Below are 17938 nucleotides of genomic sequence, written 5' to 3'. Positions count from 1 at the left end.
CCATCCCACCCGTCCGAAAGAAAACGGACGCGGGCAGGACCGCGTCGGTTCGCAGGTCTATAAAAGGAGTCGGAGGAGGGTGCAAGGGCTTTTGGTCGGCCGCGAAATACCGTTATAAACGTTCGAAGGAGGACGTGGCGGCGTGCAGGCGTTCAAGCTTTTCCGGCCGGACTGGCCGACCACCAGCGTTGTGTTTTCCTCGCCCCATAGCGGGCGGGACTACCCTTGGTCGTTCCTGCGCCAGACGGTGCTGGACGAACGTTCCGTGCGGTCGTCCGAGGATGCCTTCGTCGATCTGCTGTTTTCCGATGCGCCCGAGCATGGCGCGCCGCTGATCGTGGCCTCGGCCCCGCGCGCCTATGTGGATCTGAACCGCGCCGCCGAGGAACTCGACCCCGCCGTCATCGACGGGGCGCGGCTGGCCGGACACAATCCCCGGATCAGTTCGGGGCTGGGGGTGATCCCCCGGGTCGTGGCAAACGGTCGCGCCATCTATCGCGGCAAGATCGCCCTTACCGAGGCCGAGACCCGGATCGAGACTTGCTGGCGGCCCTATCACCGGCAACTCGAATCGCTGGTCGAGGAAGCGCTGGCCCGGTTCGGCGAATCGATATTGATCGACTGTCACTCGATGCCGCGCGAGGCCATCGAAAGCGCACGGGCGGGCGGGCGGCCCCGCCCCGAGGTGGTGCTGGGCGACCGGTTCGGCACCTCGGCGGGCGGCGAGATCGTCGACCGGGTCGAGCAGGCCTTTTCCAATGCGGGGCTCAGGGTCGGGCGCAACGCGCCCTTTGCCGGGGCCTATATCACCCAGCGCTACGGCCTGCCCTCGCGGCGGCGCCACGCGGTGCAGGTCGAGATCGACCGCTCGCTTTACATGGACGAGGCCACGGTGCGCCCGAATGCCGATTTCGACGCGGTGCGGCGGCTTCTGGGCCAGGTGGTCGGCACGCTGACCCAGATCGGCCGCCCGGGCGAGGTGCCGCTGGCCGCCGAATAGCGCGACCTTCGCCGAGGCACGCGCTCAGACGAAATCCGACCGGCGGAACAGGCTGCGCACGATCGTCAGCCCGGCGCCGATCGCGCCGATGGTGAAGGCCACCCGCAGTCCGGCCGACGCGGTCATGCCCAGCGTTTCGGCGGCGGTTGCCGGGTCCTCTGCGGTCAGGGTCAGAAGGCCGATGATGCATTGCGTGGCGGCCCCGCCCGGGATCATCGGGATGCAGCCCGCGACCGCCAGCGCGGTGCCCATCCGCGCCACCCGAAGCCGCGGCAGGGACAAGATCTCGACCCCCAGCGCGACCGAGGCGGCGGCGGCGAAAGAGGCCGCCTCGAGGCTCCAGCCCAGATCCATGCCGACGGTGCGCACCGCCAGCGCCAGCGCGCCCGCCGCCGCCGCCCAGACCAGCCGGACCCAGCCGAAGTTGAACAGGACCCCGAACCCCGCCGCCGCGACCGCGCCGAAGACGGCCTGGTGCAGCACCGAGCGCTGCGGCTCGAAGATCTGGTCGGGAAGCGCCGGAACCAGAAGCCGCGCGGCCGAGATCCCCACCGTGATGAAGACGAGGATCATGCCGACGGTCACGAAACGGGCGCTTCCGGTGGTCGGATGGCCCTCCATGATGTCGGTCTGCGCGTTCATCGCCGGAACCCCCGGCACCAGCAGCAGAACCGCCGCCGTCATCGCCGTTTCGATCATGTGGCTGCCCGCCGGGATCGCCAGCAGCCCCGCGAGGCTGGCCGCGAGGCAGGCGACGATGGCGGTCAGAACGAAGGTGTTGGTGCCCCGGCGCAGCAGGCTGACCCGGACCCATTGCGCCGCCGTGCTGGCCGCCAGAACGGGTCCGAAGGCGGCCCAGTCGACCCCCAGCAGCCGCCCGAAGGCGGCGCAGGCGATGCCTGCGGCCAGCGCGATCACCAGCCGGGGGTGATGCGGCGTCCCGGCCTTCAGCCGGGCCAGCGCCTCGCGGACCTGCTCGGCGGTCTGGCCGCCCTTCTCGACCTCGACGCAGAGATCGCGGATGGCGTGGTTCAGGCGCATGTTGACCCCATGCCCGCCGGTGCCCGTCATCCGGGTGATGGTGTTCTCGCCATGGGTGACGGTGATCGCGAGCGAGGCGAAGCCGATCCGCGCATGCACCTCTTCGGCGCCAAGCCCCTCGGCGATCTTGCGCATCCCCTCCTTGACCAGAAGGGATTTGCCTCCCGTTTCGGTCAGCAGCACGCCGGCCTGCAGCGCGGTCATCGCGATCTGTTCGAGGTGTCGGTGCCGAAGCACCACCGGGTCCGAGCTGCGTGTCATGCCCGCCTGCCTGTGCGCTATGGGTCGTGCCCTCCCAATTGTGGTCCTGCCGCCCGAGGGCAAGGCCATTCTGCACGACCGGTCGGACGACCGCGCCGGGGCTGGATTCCTGATCGACTAAAAATGGCATTGATTTCCATGATTTGGTTGAAATTTTGGCCGCCGCCCAGCACCCCGCCGTGGCACCTCCTCCGGTCTGGGCAGGGGCATCCCGGACGGACGGCAGGCATGAGCATCGAGCATCCCGAGAAGATCGGACTTGGCATCTGGGACCGCGATTCCCTCGGCAGCGCGCTGAACGACCTCGAAAGCGTCGGGGTCGCCTGGTATTACACCTGGTCCGACTGGGCGCTTTACGATGCCGATCCCGCGCCCGAGACGGTCGGGTTCGTCGGCATGACCTGGGACGAGCGGCTGGTGACGCCCGAAGCGCTGGAGCGCATCCGGGCCTCGGGGGCGACAGCGCTTCTGGGCTTCAACGAGCCCGATCTGGACCGGCAGGCCGACATGAGCATCGCGCAGGCGCTAGACCTGTGGTCGGCGCTTGAGGCGACCGGACTCCGGCTCGGGTCGCCAGCCGCCTCGCAGGACCAGACGCTGGGCGGGGACTCCTGGCTCGGCCGGTTCGTGGCGGGGGCCGAGGCGCGCGGCCAGACCGTCGATTTCATCGCCGTCCATTACTATTCCGACAGCGGCGATGTGGCCGAGTTCGAGGCCTGGCTGAAGGCCGTCCATGCCCAGTACGACAGGCCGGTCTGGGTGACCGAATGGGTGCTGGCCGACTGGACCGGCGCGCGCAGCTTCAGCGCCGCAGAGCAGGCTGCTTTCGCCCGCGCCGCGACCGAGATGATGGACGATCTCGACTTCGTCGAACGCCATGCCTGGTTCGCGGCCTATGAGGGCGGCGACGGCTGGTATCTGAACAGCGGCCTTTTCGACGCCGCGGGCAATCTGACCGAGGTGGGGCGGACCTTCGCCGACCTGACCGCGCCCGAAGCGCCGCCCCCGATCGCCGGGGGTGCGGGCAACGACCGTCTGACCGGAACCCAGGGGGACGACCTGATCCTGGGCGGCGGGGGCGACGACCTGCTGTCGGGCGGCAGCGGCACCGACACCCTGCGGGGCGAAGCCGGAAACGACACGCTGCAGGGAGGGGCGGGGGACGACTGGCTGCTGGGCGGCGATGGCGACGACCGGCTCTGGGGCGGGGTCGGGGGCGACCTGCTGGGGGGCGGGGCCGGGGGCGACCTGCTGGAAGGCGGGACGGGCGACGACCTCTATGCGGTCGACACTGCCGGGGACCGGACCCTCGAGCGGCCGGGCGAGGGCTGGGACCGGGTTTGCGCCAGCCTCAGCTGGACGCTTGGCGATCATGTCGAACAACTGACGCTGGGCGGCAGCGCGGCGCTTGATGGCACCGGCAACGCGTTGGCCAATGTCCTGACCGGCAATGCGGGGGCCAATTATCTTTGCGGGCTCGGCGGGCCGGATACGCTGTCGGGCGGGGCGGGCGATGACGGGCTTGTGGGTGGCACCGGCGACGACCGCCTGTGGAGCGGGGACGGAAACGACTGGCTCGATGGCGGCGAGGGGGCCGATCTGCTGGATGGCGGGGCGGGGTCCGACCTGTTGATCGGCGGTGCCGGGGCCGATCTTTTCATCTTCACCGGCGGCTGGGACCGGATCGCGGATTTCGAGGACGATCTCGACACGCTCAGGTTTGACGGCGCGCTTTGGGGGGGCGCGCCGCTCGATCTGGCCGAAGTGCTGAGCCTGGCCACCGCGACCGACACCGGTCTGATGTTCGATTTCCGTGCCGGAAACGGGATCGTGGTCGAGGGGATCACATCGGTCCTGGCGCTGGCCGATGATCTGCAGATCGTCTGAGCGCCCGGACTTGTCAGGTCAGGGCCGGACCGGCGCGCCTCAGCGCAGCCGGTTGATCTGGTCGGGATGGATCTGGCCGAGCCAGGTTTCGGTCAACGGCTTGCCGTCCCGTGTCAGATAGGCGCGCAGGTCCACCGTTTCGGTATCGGGCGGCGCCTTGAGGTCGAACACCATCCGCCAGCGGTCGGTGCCCACCACCGGCAGCACGAAGGGGTTGATGATCACGACCCCCTGGGGCGCCGAGACCTTGGGCAGGATCCCGTCCTTGCGGGTCAGCCCCTTCAGCGCGGGCCCCTCGAAATCGACGACGACCTTGATCTGGTCCTTTGGCCGCGGCTGGCCGGGCACGCCGCCATTGCCGATCCGGGTGGCGACGGTATGGGCCAGCTTCATCTCGACCGGCGGGGTCGCGGTCCAGTGCAGCCGGTACGAAAACGTCATCTCGTCGCCTGCCTGGGGCTTGGTCTCGGGGTTCCAGAACGCGACGATATTGTCGAAGATCTCGTCATCGGTCGGAATCTCGATCAACTGGACCGCACCCGCGCCCCAAGGCGAGGTCGGCTCGACCCAGACCGCGGGGCGCTTGTCGTAGAACACGCCGTCATCCTGGTAGTTCTCGAAATCGCGGTCCCGCTGGATTAGTCCGAAACCCTTGATGTCCTGGTCGAAATAGCTGGAGGTCACGACCCGGTCGGGGTTGTTCAGCGGTCGCCAGATATGCTCGCCCGCGCCGGTCTCGATCATCAGCCCGTCGGTGTCATGGACCTCGGGCCGCCAGTCCGCGGACTGGAAGCGGTTGCTTTCGGAATACCAGAACATCGAGGTCAGGGGCGCGATCCCCAGCCGTTCGACCGGAGCGCGGAAGAACAGCCGCGCTGTGATGTCCATGATCTGGCCCTGGCCGGGCTGGTCGCCAAGCACCATCCGGTAGGCGCCCGCGACGCTTGGCCCGTCCAGCAGCGCGTTGACGATGGTGCGGCCGTCCGGACCCGGCTCGAGGTAGAATTCGGTGAAGCGCGGGAATTCCTCGGGCACCGACATGCCGGTATTGAGCGCGATGCCGCGTGCCGACAGCCCGTATTGCTTCAGCGCGCCGTCCGAGCGGAAATAGGCCGCGCCGAGAAACGAGATCCAGTCGGTCTTCATGTCGGGCCGCATCAGGCGGAACCCGGCAAAGCCCGCATCGGGTTGCAGCGCATGGGCCGGGCTGTCTTCCGGCATGTCGAAATAACCGGTGCTGTAGATCAGCTCGCGGGCGGTGCCGTCCTCGACCGCGAAGATCTTTACCGGCTGGCGGAAATAGGTGCCGAGATGGAAGAACTGCGCCGCGGTGTCGCCGATCCTCAGCGAGGCCTCGGGGCGGAAGAAGATCTTCCAATGCGCGTCATAGTCGATCTTTTCCAGCACGTCGGGCTGATGCACCGGCGTCGGCGCATAGGGTTGGGCGGCGAGCGCGGCGGCGCGGGAGGCCAGCATGTCGAAGCTGAAAGCTTTGGGGGCGCCGAGTTCGGGAGCTGAAAGGCCCGGTGCGGGCGGGACCGAAGCCGGATCGGCCGCGGCGAAGGGGGCGGCGGCAAGAACGGCGGCAAAACAGGTTGCGGCGGCGAAGAGGGCACTCGCCAGAAGGCGATAGGCGGTCGGGCGGACAGTCGGCACGGTGGGCTCCTTGGCGGCGGCCCCGGCGGGGGCGTCGTCCGAGGGATGTGGTGGATTCGCGGGCCAAATCAAGCTGAAGATCGGGTCTTGGGCGGTGCCGCGCCGGGATGCCGCCTGGCGGGGGGCCGCGGAACAAGGGCCGGGCGGTGCCGCCCGGCCCCCGGGGGCCCGTCAGATCGTCCGCGCCGACATTTCGCGGGCGATATGGTCGGCCTGGCGGATCGCCAGCGCGACGATGGTCAGGGTCGGGTTCTCGGCCGCGCCGGTGGTGAATTGCGAGCCGTCCGACACGAAGAGGTTCGACACGTCATGGGTCTGCCCCCAGCGGTTCACCACGCCGTCCCTCGGGTTTTCCGACATCCGGTTGGTGCCGAGGTTATGGGTCGAGGGATAGGGCGGCGTCGGGAAGGTGCGGGTCGCGCCCACCGCCTCGTAGATCGCGCGGCCCTGGGCATAGGCATGGGCGCGCATCGCCCGGTCGTTCGGGTGGTCGTCGAAATGCACATCGACCACCGGCAGGCCGTGCTGGTCGGTCACGTCGTGGTTGAGGGTGACGCGGTTGGTTTCCTGCGGCATGTCCTCGCCGACGATCCACATGCCCGCCATGGTCTCGTAGGCATCGAGCGCCGAGGTGAATTCGCGCCCCCAGCCGCCCGGATCGAGGAAGGCCGCCATGAAGGGCAGGCCGAGGCTCAGGGTCTCGAATTCATAGCCACCGACGAAGCCGCGCGAGGGGTCGTGACGCGCCTCGTCGCGGATGATCCCGGCCATGGTGGTGCCGCGCCACATCCTGACGGGCTTTTCGAAGGTGGCATAAACCGACCCGGTCATGTGCCGCATGTAGTTGCGCCCGACCTGGCCCGAGGAATTGGCCAGCCCGTCGGGGAACATCGACGAGGCCGAGTTCAGCAAGAGCCGAGGGCTTTCGAACGAGTTCCCGGCGACGCAGACGATCCGCGCCTTCTGCATCTGCAGAGTGCCCTCGGCGTCGAAATACTCGACCCCGGTCACCTTGCCGGTCGCGTCATGCAGGATGCGCGCGGCATGCGACCGGTCGCGGACCTCGAGATTGCCGGTCTCTTCGCCGCGCGGAATGTCGGTATAGGCCGAGGACCATTTGGCGCCCCATTTGCAGCCCTGGAAGCAGAACCCCGTCTGCTGGCAGCTGACGCGCCCGTCGCGCTCGACCGAGTTGATCGCCATCCGGCCGGTGCTGACCTCCTTGTAGCCAAGCGCCCGCGCGCCCGCCTCGAAGACCTTGTAGTTGTTGTTCCCCGGCAGGCCGGGCAGGCCGTTGGTGCGGGTCACACCGAGCTTTTTCTCGGCCAGATCGTACCAGGGCTCCATCTCGGCCGCGTCGATCGGCCAGTCGAGAAGGTTCGCACCCTGCACCGGGCCATAGGTGGTCTTGCCCTTCCATTCGTGGTCCTGAAACCTCAGCGAGGCCCCGGCCCAGTGGGTGGTGGTGCCGCCCACCGCCTTGACGATCCAGGCGGGCAGGGCCGGGAAGTCGCGCGCCACCCGCCAGTCGCCCGAGGTGCTACGCGGGTCGGTCCAGGCAAGCTGGCCGAAGCTTTCCCACTCGTCGTTGATGTAATCCTCGGGCAGAAAGCGCCCGCCGGCCTCCAGCGCCACGACCTTGATGCCCTTCTGGGCCAGTTCGTTGGCCAGCACCCCGCCGCCCGCGCCGGTGCCGATGATGACGACCACACTGTCGTCGGTCTTGTCGAATTTCGCAGCCATGTCCGTTCCTCCCTGACTGGCGATGGCTCAGAGCCAGGCGATGTCGTCGAAGCCGCGGTGCAGATAGCCGCCCTTCGAATAGCTCTCGCCCTCGTAGCTAAAGAGCGGCCAAAGCGCTTTCTGGTTGTAAAGCCCGGTCACGAGCCCGCCGCGCACGGTCTGAAAGAAGGGGCTTTCCTCGATCCCGCGCAGGATAGCGACCCGGTCGCTTTCCCAGCCGGTGCCGAGGTAGCTGCCGAAGCCGTGGCCCCGGGCGGCGGCGTCCAGCGCGGCGATCCCGGCCTCGACCATAGGCGCGGCCTCGGCGCTGTCGTAGCCCTTGACCGCGACCGCGTAATATTCGGTGCCGACCCGGTCATGGGGGTAGATGTCGCGCGCCATCTGCACGAGGGTCGCGAAGGTCTCGGGTTTCAGCGCGGCGGTTTCCAGCGCCCAGGCGGCGTCGGGCGCGGCGACGAAGCCTGCCCCCACCACCAGGGTCGCCCCCGCCGCGCTGGCGCGCGCAAGAAGCTGGCGCCGGGTCAGTGCCCGGACGGCTTGCTGGTCTGTCATCTGGTCTCCTCCCTGGACAGACGGGCGGGGTCCCAACCGCCCGGTATCTTGTCGTTATCTGGTCATTTGAATCGGTCGCGGCGTTCCAGCACCTCGATCTGGTAGCCGTCGGGGTCGGCAACGAAGAAGAACCGCGCGATCACCTCGCCCGCAGGCGCGAAGGCGACCAGCTTGCGGGGCGCTAGCCCCTCGGCCTCGAAGCGCGCATGTTCGGCCTCGAGTTCCGCCACCGAAACCGCCAGATGGCCGTAGCCGTCGCCCAGGTCATAGGGCTCGGTCCGGCCCTTGTTCACGGTCAGTTCGAGTTCGAATTCGGTTTCCGGGTTGCTCATGTAGATCAGCGTGAACTCCGGGAAGTCGAGCCGGTCCGCGACCTTCAGCCCGAAGGCCTTGTCGTAGAACGCGACCGACCGCTCTTCGTCGAGCACCCGGATCATGCTGTGGATCGCCTTGGCCAAGATGGTCCCCTTCTTGCTGGGTCTTCCGTTCGGAATGATCCTAGCGCGAGGCGGGGAGGGTGCGGGTAGTAGCTCGATACTACCGCCGGGGATTGGCGCCGGCGGCTATTCGGCGGCCATCGCCATCGCGCCCCCGGCCGGGACCGTCTCGCGGAAGATCAGGCAGGTGCAGCGCAGAAGCGAGGTGAAATTCGACGGCTCGCCGTGCAGTTCCAGCACCTCGGCATGCAGCTTCGAGATGAAGGCGGGCGTCGTCACGCCTTCGGAAACCGCGATCTCATCGAGGATCGCCCAGAAGCTGTTTTCCAGCCTGATGCTGGTGCTTTGCCCGTTCAGCCGCAGCCGCCGCGTTGTGGATTGATACCGTTCGGGGTCCTGACCCGCAAAGATCTGGCACATGGCATGTCTCCTTCCCTGCGGCGCGGTCTTCTTCCGGATCCGGCGGCCGCCCGTCCTGTCCGGTTCGAAGTTTATACCAATTCCACGCGCCTCCCCAAGCAGGAACCGTGCCGGACCCCTCCCGGGCGGTGATTGAAGCGCGGCGCGGTGCGGGCTATGCAGCGCCCTGCGGCAAGAGGAGAGCACGATGGGACGGATCGTTCTGGTGACCGGCGGGGCCCGGTCGGGCAAGAGCAGCCATGCCGAGGCGCGGGTGCGGGCGATGCCGGGCGCGCCGGTCTACATTGCCACCTCGGACCCGCAGGACGACGAGATGCGCGATCGCGTGGCCCGGCACCGGGTGGCGCGGGGGCCGGGCTGGACCCTGATCGAGGAACCGCTTGATCTGGTCGGCGCGCTCGACCGCAGCGACGGTGCCGGGCCGCGTCTGGTCGACTGCCTGACGCTCTGGCTGTCCAATCACATGGTCGCCGGGCGCGACTGGGAACCCGAGGCCGAGGCCATGACCGCGGCGCTCCGGCGTCAGCAGGCGCCGGTGGTGCTGGTCTCGAACGAGGTCGGCATGGGCATCGTGCCGGAAAACGCGCTGGCGCGGGCCTTCCGCGATGCCCAGGGCTGGGTCAACCAGCGCGTGGCCAAGGTGGCCGACGAGGTCGAATTCGTGGTGTCGGGCCTGCCGCTGCGGGTGAAGTGACGGCGGCGGTCAGCCCTTCGCGTCCAGAAACCCCTCGAAGGCATGCAGCGTCGCGTCCGAGACGTGATGTTCGATGCCTTCGGCGTCAAGCTCGGCGGTCTCGCGCGGCACCCCCACCGCCACCAGCAGATCGACCACCACCCGGTGGCGCTGCCGCACCCGGTCGGCCAGCGCCGCGCCGTCTTCGGTCAGGAACACGCCCCGATAGGGCCGCGACACCGCCAGCCCCTCGCGCTTGAGCCGCGAGACAGCCTTGGTCGCGGTCGGATGCGCCACGCCCATGCGCTGGGCGATGTCGGCCACCCGCGCCTCGCCGTGCTCGGCGATCAGATCGCCGATCATCTCGACATAATCCTCAAGCAAGGCCACCGCCTGCGCCTCGCGGGCCCGCTGGAACCGGTCGGGCTGCGCATCGGCGGTGAGGTCCGTTTGCGGGTCGCAGGTCGGGGGCGCGTCGGGCGGCATCGGGTCTCCTCTCCCGCACCGGCGCCGCGGCCGGCCGGACTGTCAGACCCCGATATATACCCGCGCCGGGCGGTCCAGACCAGCCCCTCTTGCCGTGTCCGGAGGAAAACAAAGACGCACCATCACGATAAAGACACTTGCACGGAATAAAGCCCTGGCTACATTTCGAACGTCATCCCTTCACCCCCTGCCCGCAGGACGAAACCGTGAGCCCGAGCGACCGCACCCGTCTGGAAATGTCTGCCGTTCTCGCGGGCAAGCGTCACGGGCTGCGTGCCCGGCTGCTCTTCGTGGGGCCGGCGGTGATCGCCTCGGTGGCCTATATGGACCCCGGCAACTACGCGACGAACATCCAGGCCGGGGCGGGCTATGGCTACGCGCTTTTGTGGGTGGTGCTGCTGGCGAACCTGATCGCGATGCTGTTTCAGGGCCTCTCGGCCCGGCTTGGCATCGTCACCGGCAAGAACCTGGCCGAACTGTGCCGCGACCACTTTCCGCGCCCGCTGGTGGGCGTGATGTGGGCCGTCAGCGAGGTGGCGGCCATGGCCACCGATCTGGCCGAGTTCCTGGGCGGGGCCATCGGGCTGTCGCTGCTGCTGGACCTGCCGCTGCTTGTCGGCATGGCGATCACGGCCATCGTCACCTATGCGATCCTGCTGGCCCAGGGGCGCGGCTTCCGGCCGATCGAGCTGATCATCGGAGCGTTGGTCGGGGTGATCGGGCTGTGCTATCTGGCCGAAATCCTGATCGCCCCCATCGACTGGGGCGCCGCGGGGCTGGGTCTGGTGACCCCCGCGATGCCCGATACCGCGGCGCTGACCATCGCCGTCGGCATCATCGGGGCCACCGTCATGCCGCATGCGATCTACCTGCATTCTGGTCTGACCCAGACCCGGACGGTCATCCACAGCGAGGCCGAGCGGGCCAAGGTGCTGCGCTATTCCGACATCGAGGTCGTGGCGGCGCTGGCCGTCGCCGGGATCGTCAACATGGCCATGGTGATGATGGCGGCCAGCGCCTTTCACACCGGCCATAGCGAGGTGTCCGAGATCGAGACCGCCTATCACACGCTGACCCCGCTTCTGGGCGCGGCGGCGGCGGGGGTGTTCCTGCTGTCGCTGATCGCCTCGGGTATTTCCAGTTCGGTCGTCGGCACCATGGCCGGTCAGATGATCATGCAGGGCTTTCTGAGGATTCGGATCCCGATCTGGCTGCGGCGGCTGGTGACGATGCTGCCCGCCTTTGCGGTGGTCGCGGCCGGGGTCAACGCGACCCAGGCGCTGGTCGTCAGCCAGGTGATCCTGTCGATCGCGCTGCCGGTGCCGATGATCGCGCTGATCGTCTTTGCCGGGCGGCGCGACGTGATGGGGACCTATGCCGCCGGGCCACTGGTGCGGGGCCTCGCGGTTGCGGGCGCGGTCGTGGTGCTGAGCCTGAACGCGGTGCTGCTGGCCGGGGCTTTCGGCGTCGATCTGCCCTTCCTCGGATCGGTCGCGCTGCACTGAGCGGCGGTGCGTCCCGGTTCGCTGTCGCTGGCCTGCGGTTCAGTCCTGCGGGCCGCGCGGCGGCCGGGCCAGGCCGATCAGCAGGCCCAGCGCCAGGGCGCAGATCCCGAAGCCCTGCAGGCCAAGCACGCAGAATTCGGCCAGCACGGGCGGACTGGCGGCGCCCGCCGCAAGCCGCGCCAGACCGGCGCCGAGTCCCAGCCACAGGAAGGCCGAGGCCCCGAGCGCGACCGACAGGATCGGCAGCGCCTTGGCGGGCGGCAGCGCACAGAGCGAGCGGCAGGATCCGGGGCAGGACCGGCGGGCAGGAGTGCGGCTGGCGCGATCGGGCATGGCGGGCGGTCTTCCTCGCGAATGGGCTCGTCTGCATGGAACCCTGCAAAAGGTTGATGAATGCCTTTCACCGGGCGACAACGCGGTCTTCCGTCCGGCCGGGTACGATATGAGCGATCGTGTCGCAAGAAAAGTTTATCATGGATCAAGGACTCCGTGACATGGCTCGGGCTATGTCGCCCACCATCGCGCCCATCCGCATCGCGGACGGCCCGGATCAGGAGCCTCGCATGCCCGCCCTCGTCAAGACCGCCGTCACCATTGCCGAACCGGCCGGTGTTCCGCACCTCTGCCGGGCCGTGGTCCTGCCGCTGGCTCTGGTGCTGGCGGGGTCGGACCTGGCGGCGGGACCGGCGGTCGCGATGCCGCCGCTGACCGACGCGCCGGAGCGGCCCTTCTATTTCGTGGTCGATCTGGGCGATCTGGCGGATGGCCGCGCGACCAGCGTTCCGCACGCGATCAGCGAGGACAATGCCGTCGTCGGCGCCGCCGCCGACATGACGGGCGCCACCCATGCCTTCTACTGGAAAGGCGGGCAGATGCGCGATCTGGGCGTGCTGCGGCTGATGGGCGAGCCGATCTACAGCCAAGCCGAGGACATCAACGAGGCCGGGCAGATCGTCGGAACCACCTATACCGACGAGGGCCCGGCGGTCGCGCTCTGGGACAAGTCGGGCATCGCGCTGCTGCCCGCGCTGGAGCCCGACGCCGATCCGGGGCAGGCGCATTCGATCAACGCCCGGGGCGACATCACCGGCTATGTCGGACGCCCCGACCGCAAGGAAAGCGTGGCGCTGTGGCAGGGCGGGCGGCTGGTCGAGATCGGCTTGCCGGGGCCGCAATTCGACACCGCCCATGGTATGGTCATCAATGACGCGGGCCAGATCGCGGGCCAGGCCGCGCGCCATGACGAGGTGCGCGCCTTCCGCTACGACGCCGGGGTCTGGACCCTGCTGCCGGAATTTTCCGGCGGCGGTTATGCGAGCCTTGTCAACGACATGAACCGGTCGGGCGAGATCGTCGGCAAGGGCATCGGCGAAAGCGGCACGGATCGCGGCTTTTTCTGGGATGGCGCGGTCTTGTACGACATCGGCGACCTGCCCGGGGGCAAGGACATGAGCCATGCCTTCGGGCTGAACGACCGGGGCGAGGTGGTCGGCTACAGCGCCGCCGGGAACGGCAACGCCGCCGTGCTCTGGACCCGGGCCGACCGGCGGTTGGTCGATCTGAACGACTGCATCGACCCGGAAAGCGGCTGGCATCTGGTGCTGGCCAAGGACATCAACGACAATGGCTGGATCACCGGCTATGGCATCGCGCCGAACGGTGCGACCCACGGTTTCGCGCTGATCCCGGAATAGGGCCGGCGACCGGCGGCGCGATCCGGCCGACACGGCCCGGTCGCGGCCTTGCGATCCGGCCCGGCTGTCGTCGGCGCCCGGACGGGCCTGTTCGACAGGACGGGCAGGGCCCGCCCGCCGGTCTTCCATCGGCTGCCGGCCGGCGGTTTTCGCGCGTCGCGGACTGATCCGTCAAGGCGGTCCCTCGGATGCCATCAATTTGACCTATTCGATTGCTATCAAAATGGAAGGCCCTGCAGGCGGCAATCCCGGGTCTCTTAAAGCGGTTTTAAGCTGATGGCGTCAGTCCCTTGCAGTGTCGGGGGGGGGAACGCCGCCCGGGCGAAGGTCGGGGCGCGCAGACCCGGGGCAGGCGGAACGATCCGCCAGGGGACGGAGACGGACATGACGGAAACGCGCAGCGGCCGGGGATGGCTCGTCAATCGCCTTGCGGCGACGGGGCTCGGGGTGCGCCTGATCGGGATCATGCTGGCGCTTTTCCTGACCAGCGTGACGCTTGGCGTCATGGGATATGTGGAACTCCGGGCACTGGGGGACTCGGCGCGATCGGTCGGCGATGTCTCGGTTTCGCGGCTCTTTGCCATCAATGACATGGAGAATGCGCTGAGCGATCACGAGATCGCCGCCGAACGGTCCGTTCTTGAGGACGATCCGTTCGAACGCCAGGATCTGCACGACGCGCAGCGTATGGCAAGTTCGGCCTTCGGACAGGCTCTCTTGCGTCTCAAGACGTTCGGTCTGTCGTCCGAGGAAAAAAGGATCGTCGCCGAGATTCAACGTGACTGGGACGGCTATCTCGACAATTTCCGGCTGGCCGACAGGTTCGCCGATGACGGCCGTTTCGAAGAGGCGAAGGAGCATTTCGAGATCGGGGCCGAACAGATGGCGGCCGCTCTGACCGCGAAGATCACCGACATCACCACGCTGACCCGCGCCGACACTGCGGTTGCGCTGGACCGTCAGGACACCATCGTCGAGCAAAGCCTGCGTCTGATCGTGGTGACCCTGGCGGCCGCCGGGGGGCTGGCCCTCGGCGCGGCGATCTGGGTCCTGCGGCGCCTGAGCCTGCCGCTGATCGCACTGAACGAGGCCCTGCGCAGGCTGCTTGCCGGGGACGATACCGTCCGGCTGCCGGATTTCGGCACCGAACGGAACGAGCTGTCGACCCTGTCCCATTCGGCTCATGCGCTGCGCGACAGCATCGTCGAGACCCGGCGGCTGGCCGCCGAGATGAAGACCCAGCGGGCGCTTCTGTCCGAGACCGTAGAGAACATGCCGGCGGGCCTGTGCATGTTCGACGAGACCGGCAAGCTTCTGGTGGCGAACGCGATGTTCTGGTCCTTCTTCGGCATGCCGAAAGAGCTGACTTCAGGGCAGGGCTCGGTGATGCTGGACCGGCTGTTGACGCAGGTCGGCTGCCGGATGACCGCTGCGCGTCCCGGCGGCGGGGCGGCTTTTGCCAGCCGCATGAAGGCCCTGATCACCCAGGGCGGATCGGACTCGGCGTCGTGGGAACTGGACGACGGGCGGCATGTCCTGTTGCAGGTCCAGCCGGTGCCCGGCGGCTGGATGATGATCGCCAGCGACATTTCCGACCGGGTCGACCAGGAGGAACAGGCCCTCCACATGGCCCGGCACGACACGCTGACCGGGCTTCCGAACCGGCGCGCCTTTGCGGACAGCATCGACTACGCCATCGCCACCGCCGACCCGAACCGGCCCGCGGCGATCCTCTTCGTCGACCTCGACCGGTTCAAGCATGTCAACGACACGCTCGGCCATGCCGCGGGCGATAAACTGTTGCGCCATGTGTCCGAGCGTCTGCAGGGCGCGGTGCGCGAGGGCGACACCGTTGCGCGGTTCGGCGGCGACGAATTCGCCGTGATCCAGATCGGCCAGCAGCAACCCGACAGCGCGCTGGGGCTTGGCGACCGGATCATCGACCTGCTCTCGCAACCCTTCAGGATCGACGGGCGGCTGGCGGATATCGGGGCCAGCGTCGGCATCGCGCTCGCTCCCGAGCACGGCGACCGCGCCGAAACCATCATGTCGCGCGCCGATATCGCGCTTTACGCGGCCAAGTCCGCGGGCCGCGGCCAGTGCCTTCTGTTCGACACGGACATGCTGGACCGGCAGAACGCGCTGATCAAGCTGGAAGCGGATCTCAAGCGCGCCATCGAGCTTGACCAGTTCTCGATGCTGTTCCAGCCGCTGGTCAATCTCGATACCGGGCGGATCACCGGGGCCGAGGCGCTGCTGCGCTGGCGGCACCCGACGCGCGGGCTGGTCCCGCCCGCCGAATTCGTCCCCATGGCCGAGGAGCTGGGGCTGATCGTGCCGCTCGGGGCGCTCGTGCTGCGGATGGCCTGCACCGAGGCGGCCGCGTGGCCCGACCGGCTGAACGTCGCCGTCAACCTGTCGCCGGTCCAGTTCCGGCGCCACGACATTGTCGGCGATGTGGTCGCGGCGCTGAAATCGAGCGGCCTGCCGCCCGCCCGGCTGGTGCTGGAAATCACCGAAGGCGTGCTGCTCGAGGACACCGACGACGTGAAGGACAAGCTGATCACGCTGAAGGGCATGGGCGTCCGGATCTCGCTGGACGATTTCGGCACCGGCTATTCCTCGCTTCGCTATCTCAGGATCTTCTCGTTCGACAAAGTCAAGATCGACGCCTCCTTCGTGCAGGAGATCGACAGCGATCTGGGCGGCGCCGCGGTGGTGCGGGCGGTCTGCATGCTGTGCGGCAGCATGGGGATCGACGTCGTGGCGGAAGGGATCGAAACCCGCGAGCAGTTGCTGCAGGTGATGGAGGCCGGGTGCAACGAGGCGCAGGGTTACCTTCTGGGCCGGCCGCTTGCGCGCGAGGATTTCCTCGAGATCGAGGGCCGGTCGGCGGCAGGCGTCTTTCCCGGGCTCGGCGTCGAGGAGAGCCCGGACCTGCCCTCGGCCATGCGCAGCGCGCAGGCGGGCTAGGCACGCCCGGCGCGACGGCCGCCGATCCGGCACGGAAGGGGATCGGGCGCGGTGAGCGTCCGACGAACCGGAAGCGGACGGACCTGGCAAGCCGATGCGGAACGGCTTTGCGGCGCCTGTCAACGGCCGGATGCACGCCGATCTGCCGACCGCGACCTTGCCCGGCGGCCGGTCTCACGCGGTCGGCCACCGGGCGCAAACCGGTGGCGCCTTGATCAACGCCCGTGATCGCGGCCCGGGCGGCCGCCTGCTCCGCCGGGCGCCGGCCCCGGAGGATCGGACTCCGGCCGATCACGCACGAACCCTGACCGCCGCAATCGCCCCGCTCTGCGGGACGAAGGCCCGGAGCAAGGCTGCGGGCTTCGGGCGATTGCTCGCCCAGCGCCGTTCGGCGAGAACGCCGGCCGGGACAAGGTCGCGACTGACCTGCCCCCTCGGAGTCCGCGTTTATAGGTTAGCTCTGTTCAGGGTTTGGTCCTCTTTCGACCTTTGGTGATACTCCCACGGGGTGAGCCCGTCGAGGATCGTGTGGGGGCGGTGATGGTTGTAGTCGTCTCTCCACGCCGTGATCAGGCCGCGGGCAGGGCGCAAGTTGGCGAACAGATGCTCGTTGAGGCATTCGTCCCTCAGGCGGCCATTGAAGCTCTCGACAAAGCCGTTCTGCATCGGTTTCCCCGGCGCGATGTAATGCCATTCGATCCGACGATCCTCATGCCATTTGAGGATGGCGTTCGCAGTCAGCTCGGTCCCGTTGTTGCTGACCACCATGCAGGGATGGCCTCTGATCTCGGCGATCCGATCCAGTTCTCGGGCGATCCGGATGCCGGAAAGCGAGGTGTCGACGACCGTCGCCAGGCATTCCCGGCTGAAGTCGTCGAACACGCACAGGATCCGGAAGCGGCGGCCATCGCTCAGACTGTCCGAGACGAAGTCTAGCGACCAGCGCCGGTTCGGTCCCTGCGGGATCGCCATCGGCGCCCTGGTGCCCGGCGCCCGCTTGCGGCTCCCACGCTTGCGCACGGTGAGGTCCTCCTCGCGGTGGATCCGGTAGAGCGCTACGCCCTGCAAACGATCCCCCGGATCGTTTGATTGACGGGCTTCGATCCAGTTCAGTGCCCAACCTTCCCGCCGCAGCAGGATGTGAAGACGCCGATATCCGAACCGCCACCTCTCGCCGGACGGGTCCCGCAGCCGCTCGCGCAACTCCCGGTCCTCCGGCCTGATCGGCTGCCGCCGATACACGCGCGGGTCGATCCCGGCCAGCGCACAGGCGCGCGGCTGCCAGCAGCTCTTCTCCTTCATGGCCCAGTCCACGGCACGACGCCGCGAACCGGGTCTTGGAAGTTTTTTCCCAGCGTATTCTTCAGCTTCGCGTTCTCGGCCTCCAGCGCCTTCAGCCGCCGAGCATCCTGAACCTCCATGCCGCCATATCTCGAGCGCCACTTGCAGAAGGTCGCGTCGCTGACGCCGTGCTTGCGGCACACCTCCTTCGCGCCCAGCCCGGCCTGATGCTCCTTCAGGATGCCAATGATCTGGTTTCCATGGGCTTACGCGGCCCCACTTGGGCCACGGTCCCATTCCAACTCGCTGAAACGGCTTCTCTTCTTCGT

15 protein-coding genes are annotated in these 17938 nt (G+C 68.2%); 6 read left to right on the top strand and 9 right to left on the bottom strand.

Annotated elements, in window-relative coordinates; all coding sequences use genetic code 11:
- Window positions 1-142: 142 nt before the first annotated feature.
- Window positions 143-1000 carry an N-formylglutamate amidohydrolase gene (locus BYZ73_RS09035; RefSeq protein ID WP_112315705.1) on the top strand — a complete coding sequence of 286 codons (858 nt, stop codon included), beginning with the start codon at window positions 143-145 and terminating at the stop codon, window positions 998-1000.
- A gap of 24 nt (window positions 1001-1024) precedes the next feature.
- On the opposite strand, the gene BYZ73_RS23785 is transcribed toward BYZ73_RS09035, so the two are convergent.
- Window positions 1025-2302 (bottom strand): threonine/serine exporter family protein, encoded by a 1278-nt coding sequence (locus tag BYZ73_RS23785; protein ID WP_245895744.1) that lies wholly within the window; start codon window positions 2300-2302, stop codon window positions 1025-1027.
- A gap of 228 nt (window positions 2303-2530) precedes the next feature.
- Between BYZ73_RS23785 and BYZ73_RS24005 the strand changes: the two genes are divergently transcribed.
- Complete coding sequence (locus tag BYZ73_RS24005) at window positions 2531-4189, top strand: glycosyl hydrolase (RefSeq protein WP_281269466.1); 1659 nt, start codon at window positions 2531-2533, stop codon at window positions 4187-4189.
- Between the two features lie 39 nt (window positions 4190-4228).
- Here the strand turns inward: BYZ73_RS24005 and BYZ73_RS09010 are convergent, their stop codons facing one another.
- The 5 genes from BYZ73_RS09010 to BYZ73_RS08990 all read right to left on the bottom strand — a co-directional run bounded on the left by BYZ73_RS09010 (window position 4229) and on the right by BYZ73_RS08990 (window position 8997).
- Window positions 4229-5845 (bottom strand): OpgD/OpgG family glucan biosynthesis protein, encoded by a 1617-nt coding sequence (locus BYZ73_RS09010; protein WP_112315704.1) that lies wholly within the window; start codon window positions 5843-5845, stop codon window positions 4229-4231.
- A gap of 171 nt (window positions 5846-6016) precedes the next feature.
- Window positions 6017-7588 (bottom strand): GMC family oxidoreductase, encoded by a 1572-nt coding sequence (locus BYZ73_RS09005; RefSeq protein ID WP_112315703.1) that lies wholly within the window; start codon window positions 7586-7588, stop codon window positions 6017-6019.
- A 27-nt stretch (window positions 7589-7615) separates the two neighbouring features.
- Window positions 7616-8140 (bottom strand): twin-arginine translocation signal domain-containing protein, encoded by a 525-nt coding sequence (locus BYZ73_RS09000; RefSeq protein ID WP_112315702.1) that lies wholly within the window; start codon window positions 8138-8140, stop codon window positions 7616-7618.
- Window positions 8141-8202: 62 nt separating this feature from the next.
- Window positions 8203-8598 (bottom strand): VOC family protein, encoded by a 396-nt coding sequence (locus BYZ73_RS08995; protein WP_112315701.1) that lies wholly within the window; start codon window positions 8596-8598, stop codon window positions 8203-8205.
- A gap of 105 nt (window positions 8599-8703) precedes the next feature.
- Entirely contained in the window at window positions 8704-8997 is a 294-nt protein-coding gene (locus BYZ73_RS08990; protein WP_108027620.1) for a ribbon-helix-helix domain-containing protein, read from the bottom strand.
- Window positions 8998-9184: 187 nt separating this feature from the next.
- Here BYZ73_RS08990 and cobU point away from each other — a divergent pair, with 187 nt between their 5' ends.
- Window positions 9185-9691, top strand: coding sequence for a bifunctional adenosylcobinamide kinase/adenosylcobinamide-phosphate guanylyltransferase (gene cobU, locus BYZ73_RS08985; RefSeq protein ID WP_112315700.1), 507 nt, complete (start codon window positions 9185-9187; stop codon window positions 9689-9691).
- Between the two features lie 9 nt (window positions 9692-9700).
- Here the strand turns inward: cobU and mntR are convergent, their stop codons facing one another.
- Window positions 9701-10156 carry a manganese-binding transcriptional regulator MntR gene (gene mntR / locus BYZ73_RS08980; RefSeq protein WP_108027618.1) on the bottom strand — a complete coding sequence of 152 codons (456 nt, stop codon included), beginning with the start codon at window positions 10154-10156 and terminating at the stop codon, window positions 9701-9703.
- 236 nt (window positions 10157-10392) lie between these two features.
- Here mntR and BYZ73_RS08975 point away from each other — a divergent pair, with 236 nt between their 5' ends.
- The gene (locus BYZ73_RS08975; protein WP_112315736.1) at window positions 10393-11661 is read left to right on the top strand and encodes an Nramp family divalent metal transporter; all 1269 of its coding nucleotides are present in this window, start codon (window positions 10393-10395) and stop codon (window positions 11659-11661) included.
- Between the two features lie 39 nt (window positions 11662-11700).
- Here BYZ73_RS08975 and BYZ73_RS08970 read toward each other — a convergent pair whose 3' ends face one another.
- Window positions 11701-11994, bottom strand: coding sequence for a hypothetical protein (locus tag BYZ73_RS08970; protein ID WP_108027617.1), 294 nt, complete (start codon window positions 11992-11994; stop codon window positions 11701-11703).
- A 230-nt stretch (window positions 11995-12224) separates the two neighbouring features.
- On the opposite strand from BYZ73_RS08970, the gene BYZ73_RS08965 reads away from it, so the two are divergent.
- Both BYZ73_RS08965 and BYZ73_RS08960 read left to right on the top strand, forming a co-directional pair.
- The gene (locus BYZ73_RS08965) at window positions 12225-13355 is read left to right on the top strand and encodes a hypothetical protein (RefSeq protein WP_181498006.1); all 1131 of its coding nucleotides are present in this window, start codon (window positions 12225-12227) and stop codon (window positions 13353-13355) included.
- Window positions 13356-13739: 384 nt separating this feature from the next.
- Window positions 13740-16328: an EAL domain-containing protein gene (locus tag BYZ73_RS08960; protein ID WP_181498005.1), complete on the top strand. Its 2589-nt coding sequence runs from the start codon at window positions 13740-13742 to the stop codon at window positions 16326-16328.
- A 447-nt stretch (window positions 16329-16775) separates the two neighbouring features.
- Here the strand turns inward: BYZ73_RS08960 and BYZ73_RS08955 are convergent.
- A protein-coding gene (locus BYZ73_RS08955) for an IS3 family transposase (protein WP_425451074.1) occupies window positions 16776-17860 on the bottom strand; the annotation gives its coding sequence in 2 pieces (ribosomal slippage) (window positions 16776-17680 and window positions 17680-17860; 1086 coding nt in all).
- Window positions 17861-17938: the final 78 nt, after the last annotated feature.

It is taken from the genome of Rhodovulum viride (assembly GCF_003265965.1).
GTDB lineage: Bacteria > Pseudomonadota > Alphaproteobacteria > Rhodobacterales > Rhodobacteraceae > Rhodovulum > Rhodovulum kholense.
The sequence above is the reverse complement of the archived record's forward strand: the minus strand, read 5'-3'. Positions and strand labels throughout refer to the sequence as shown.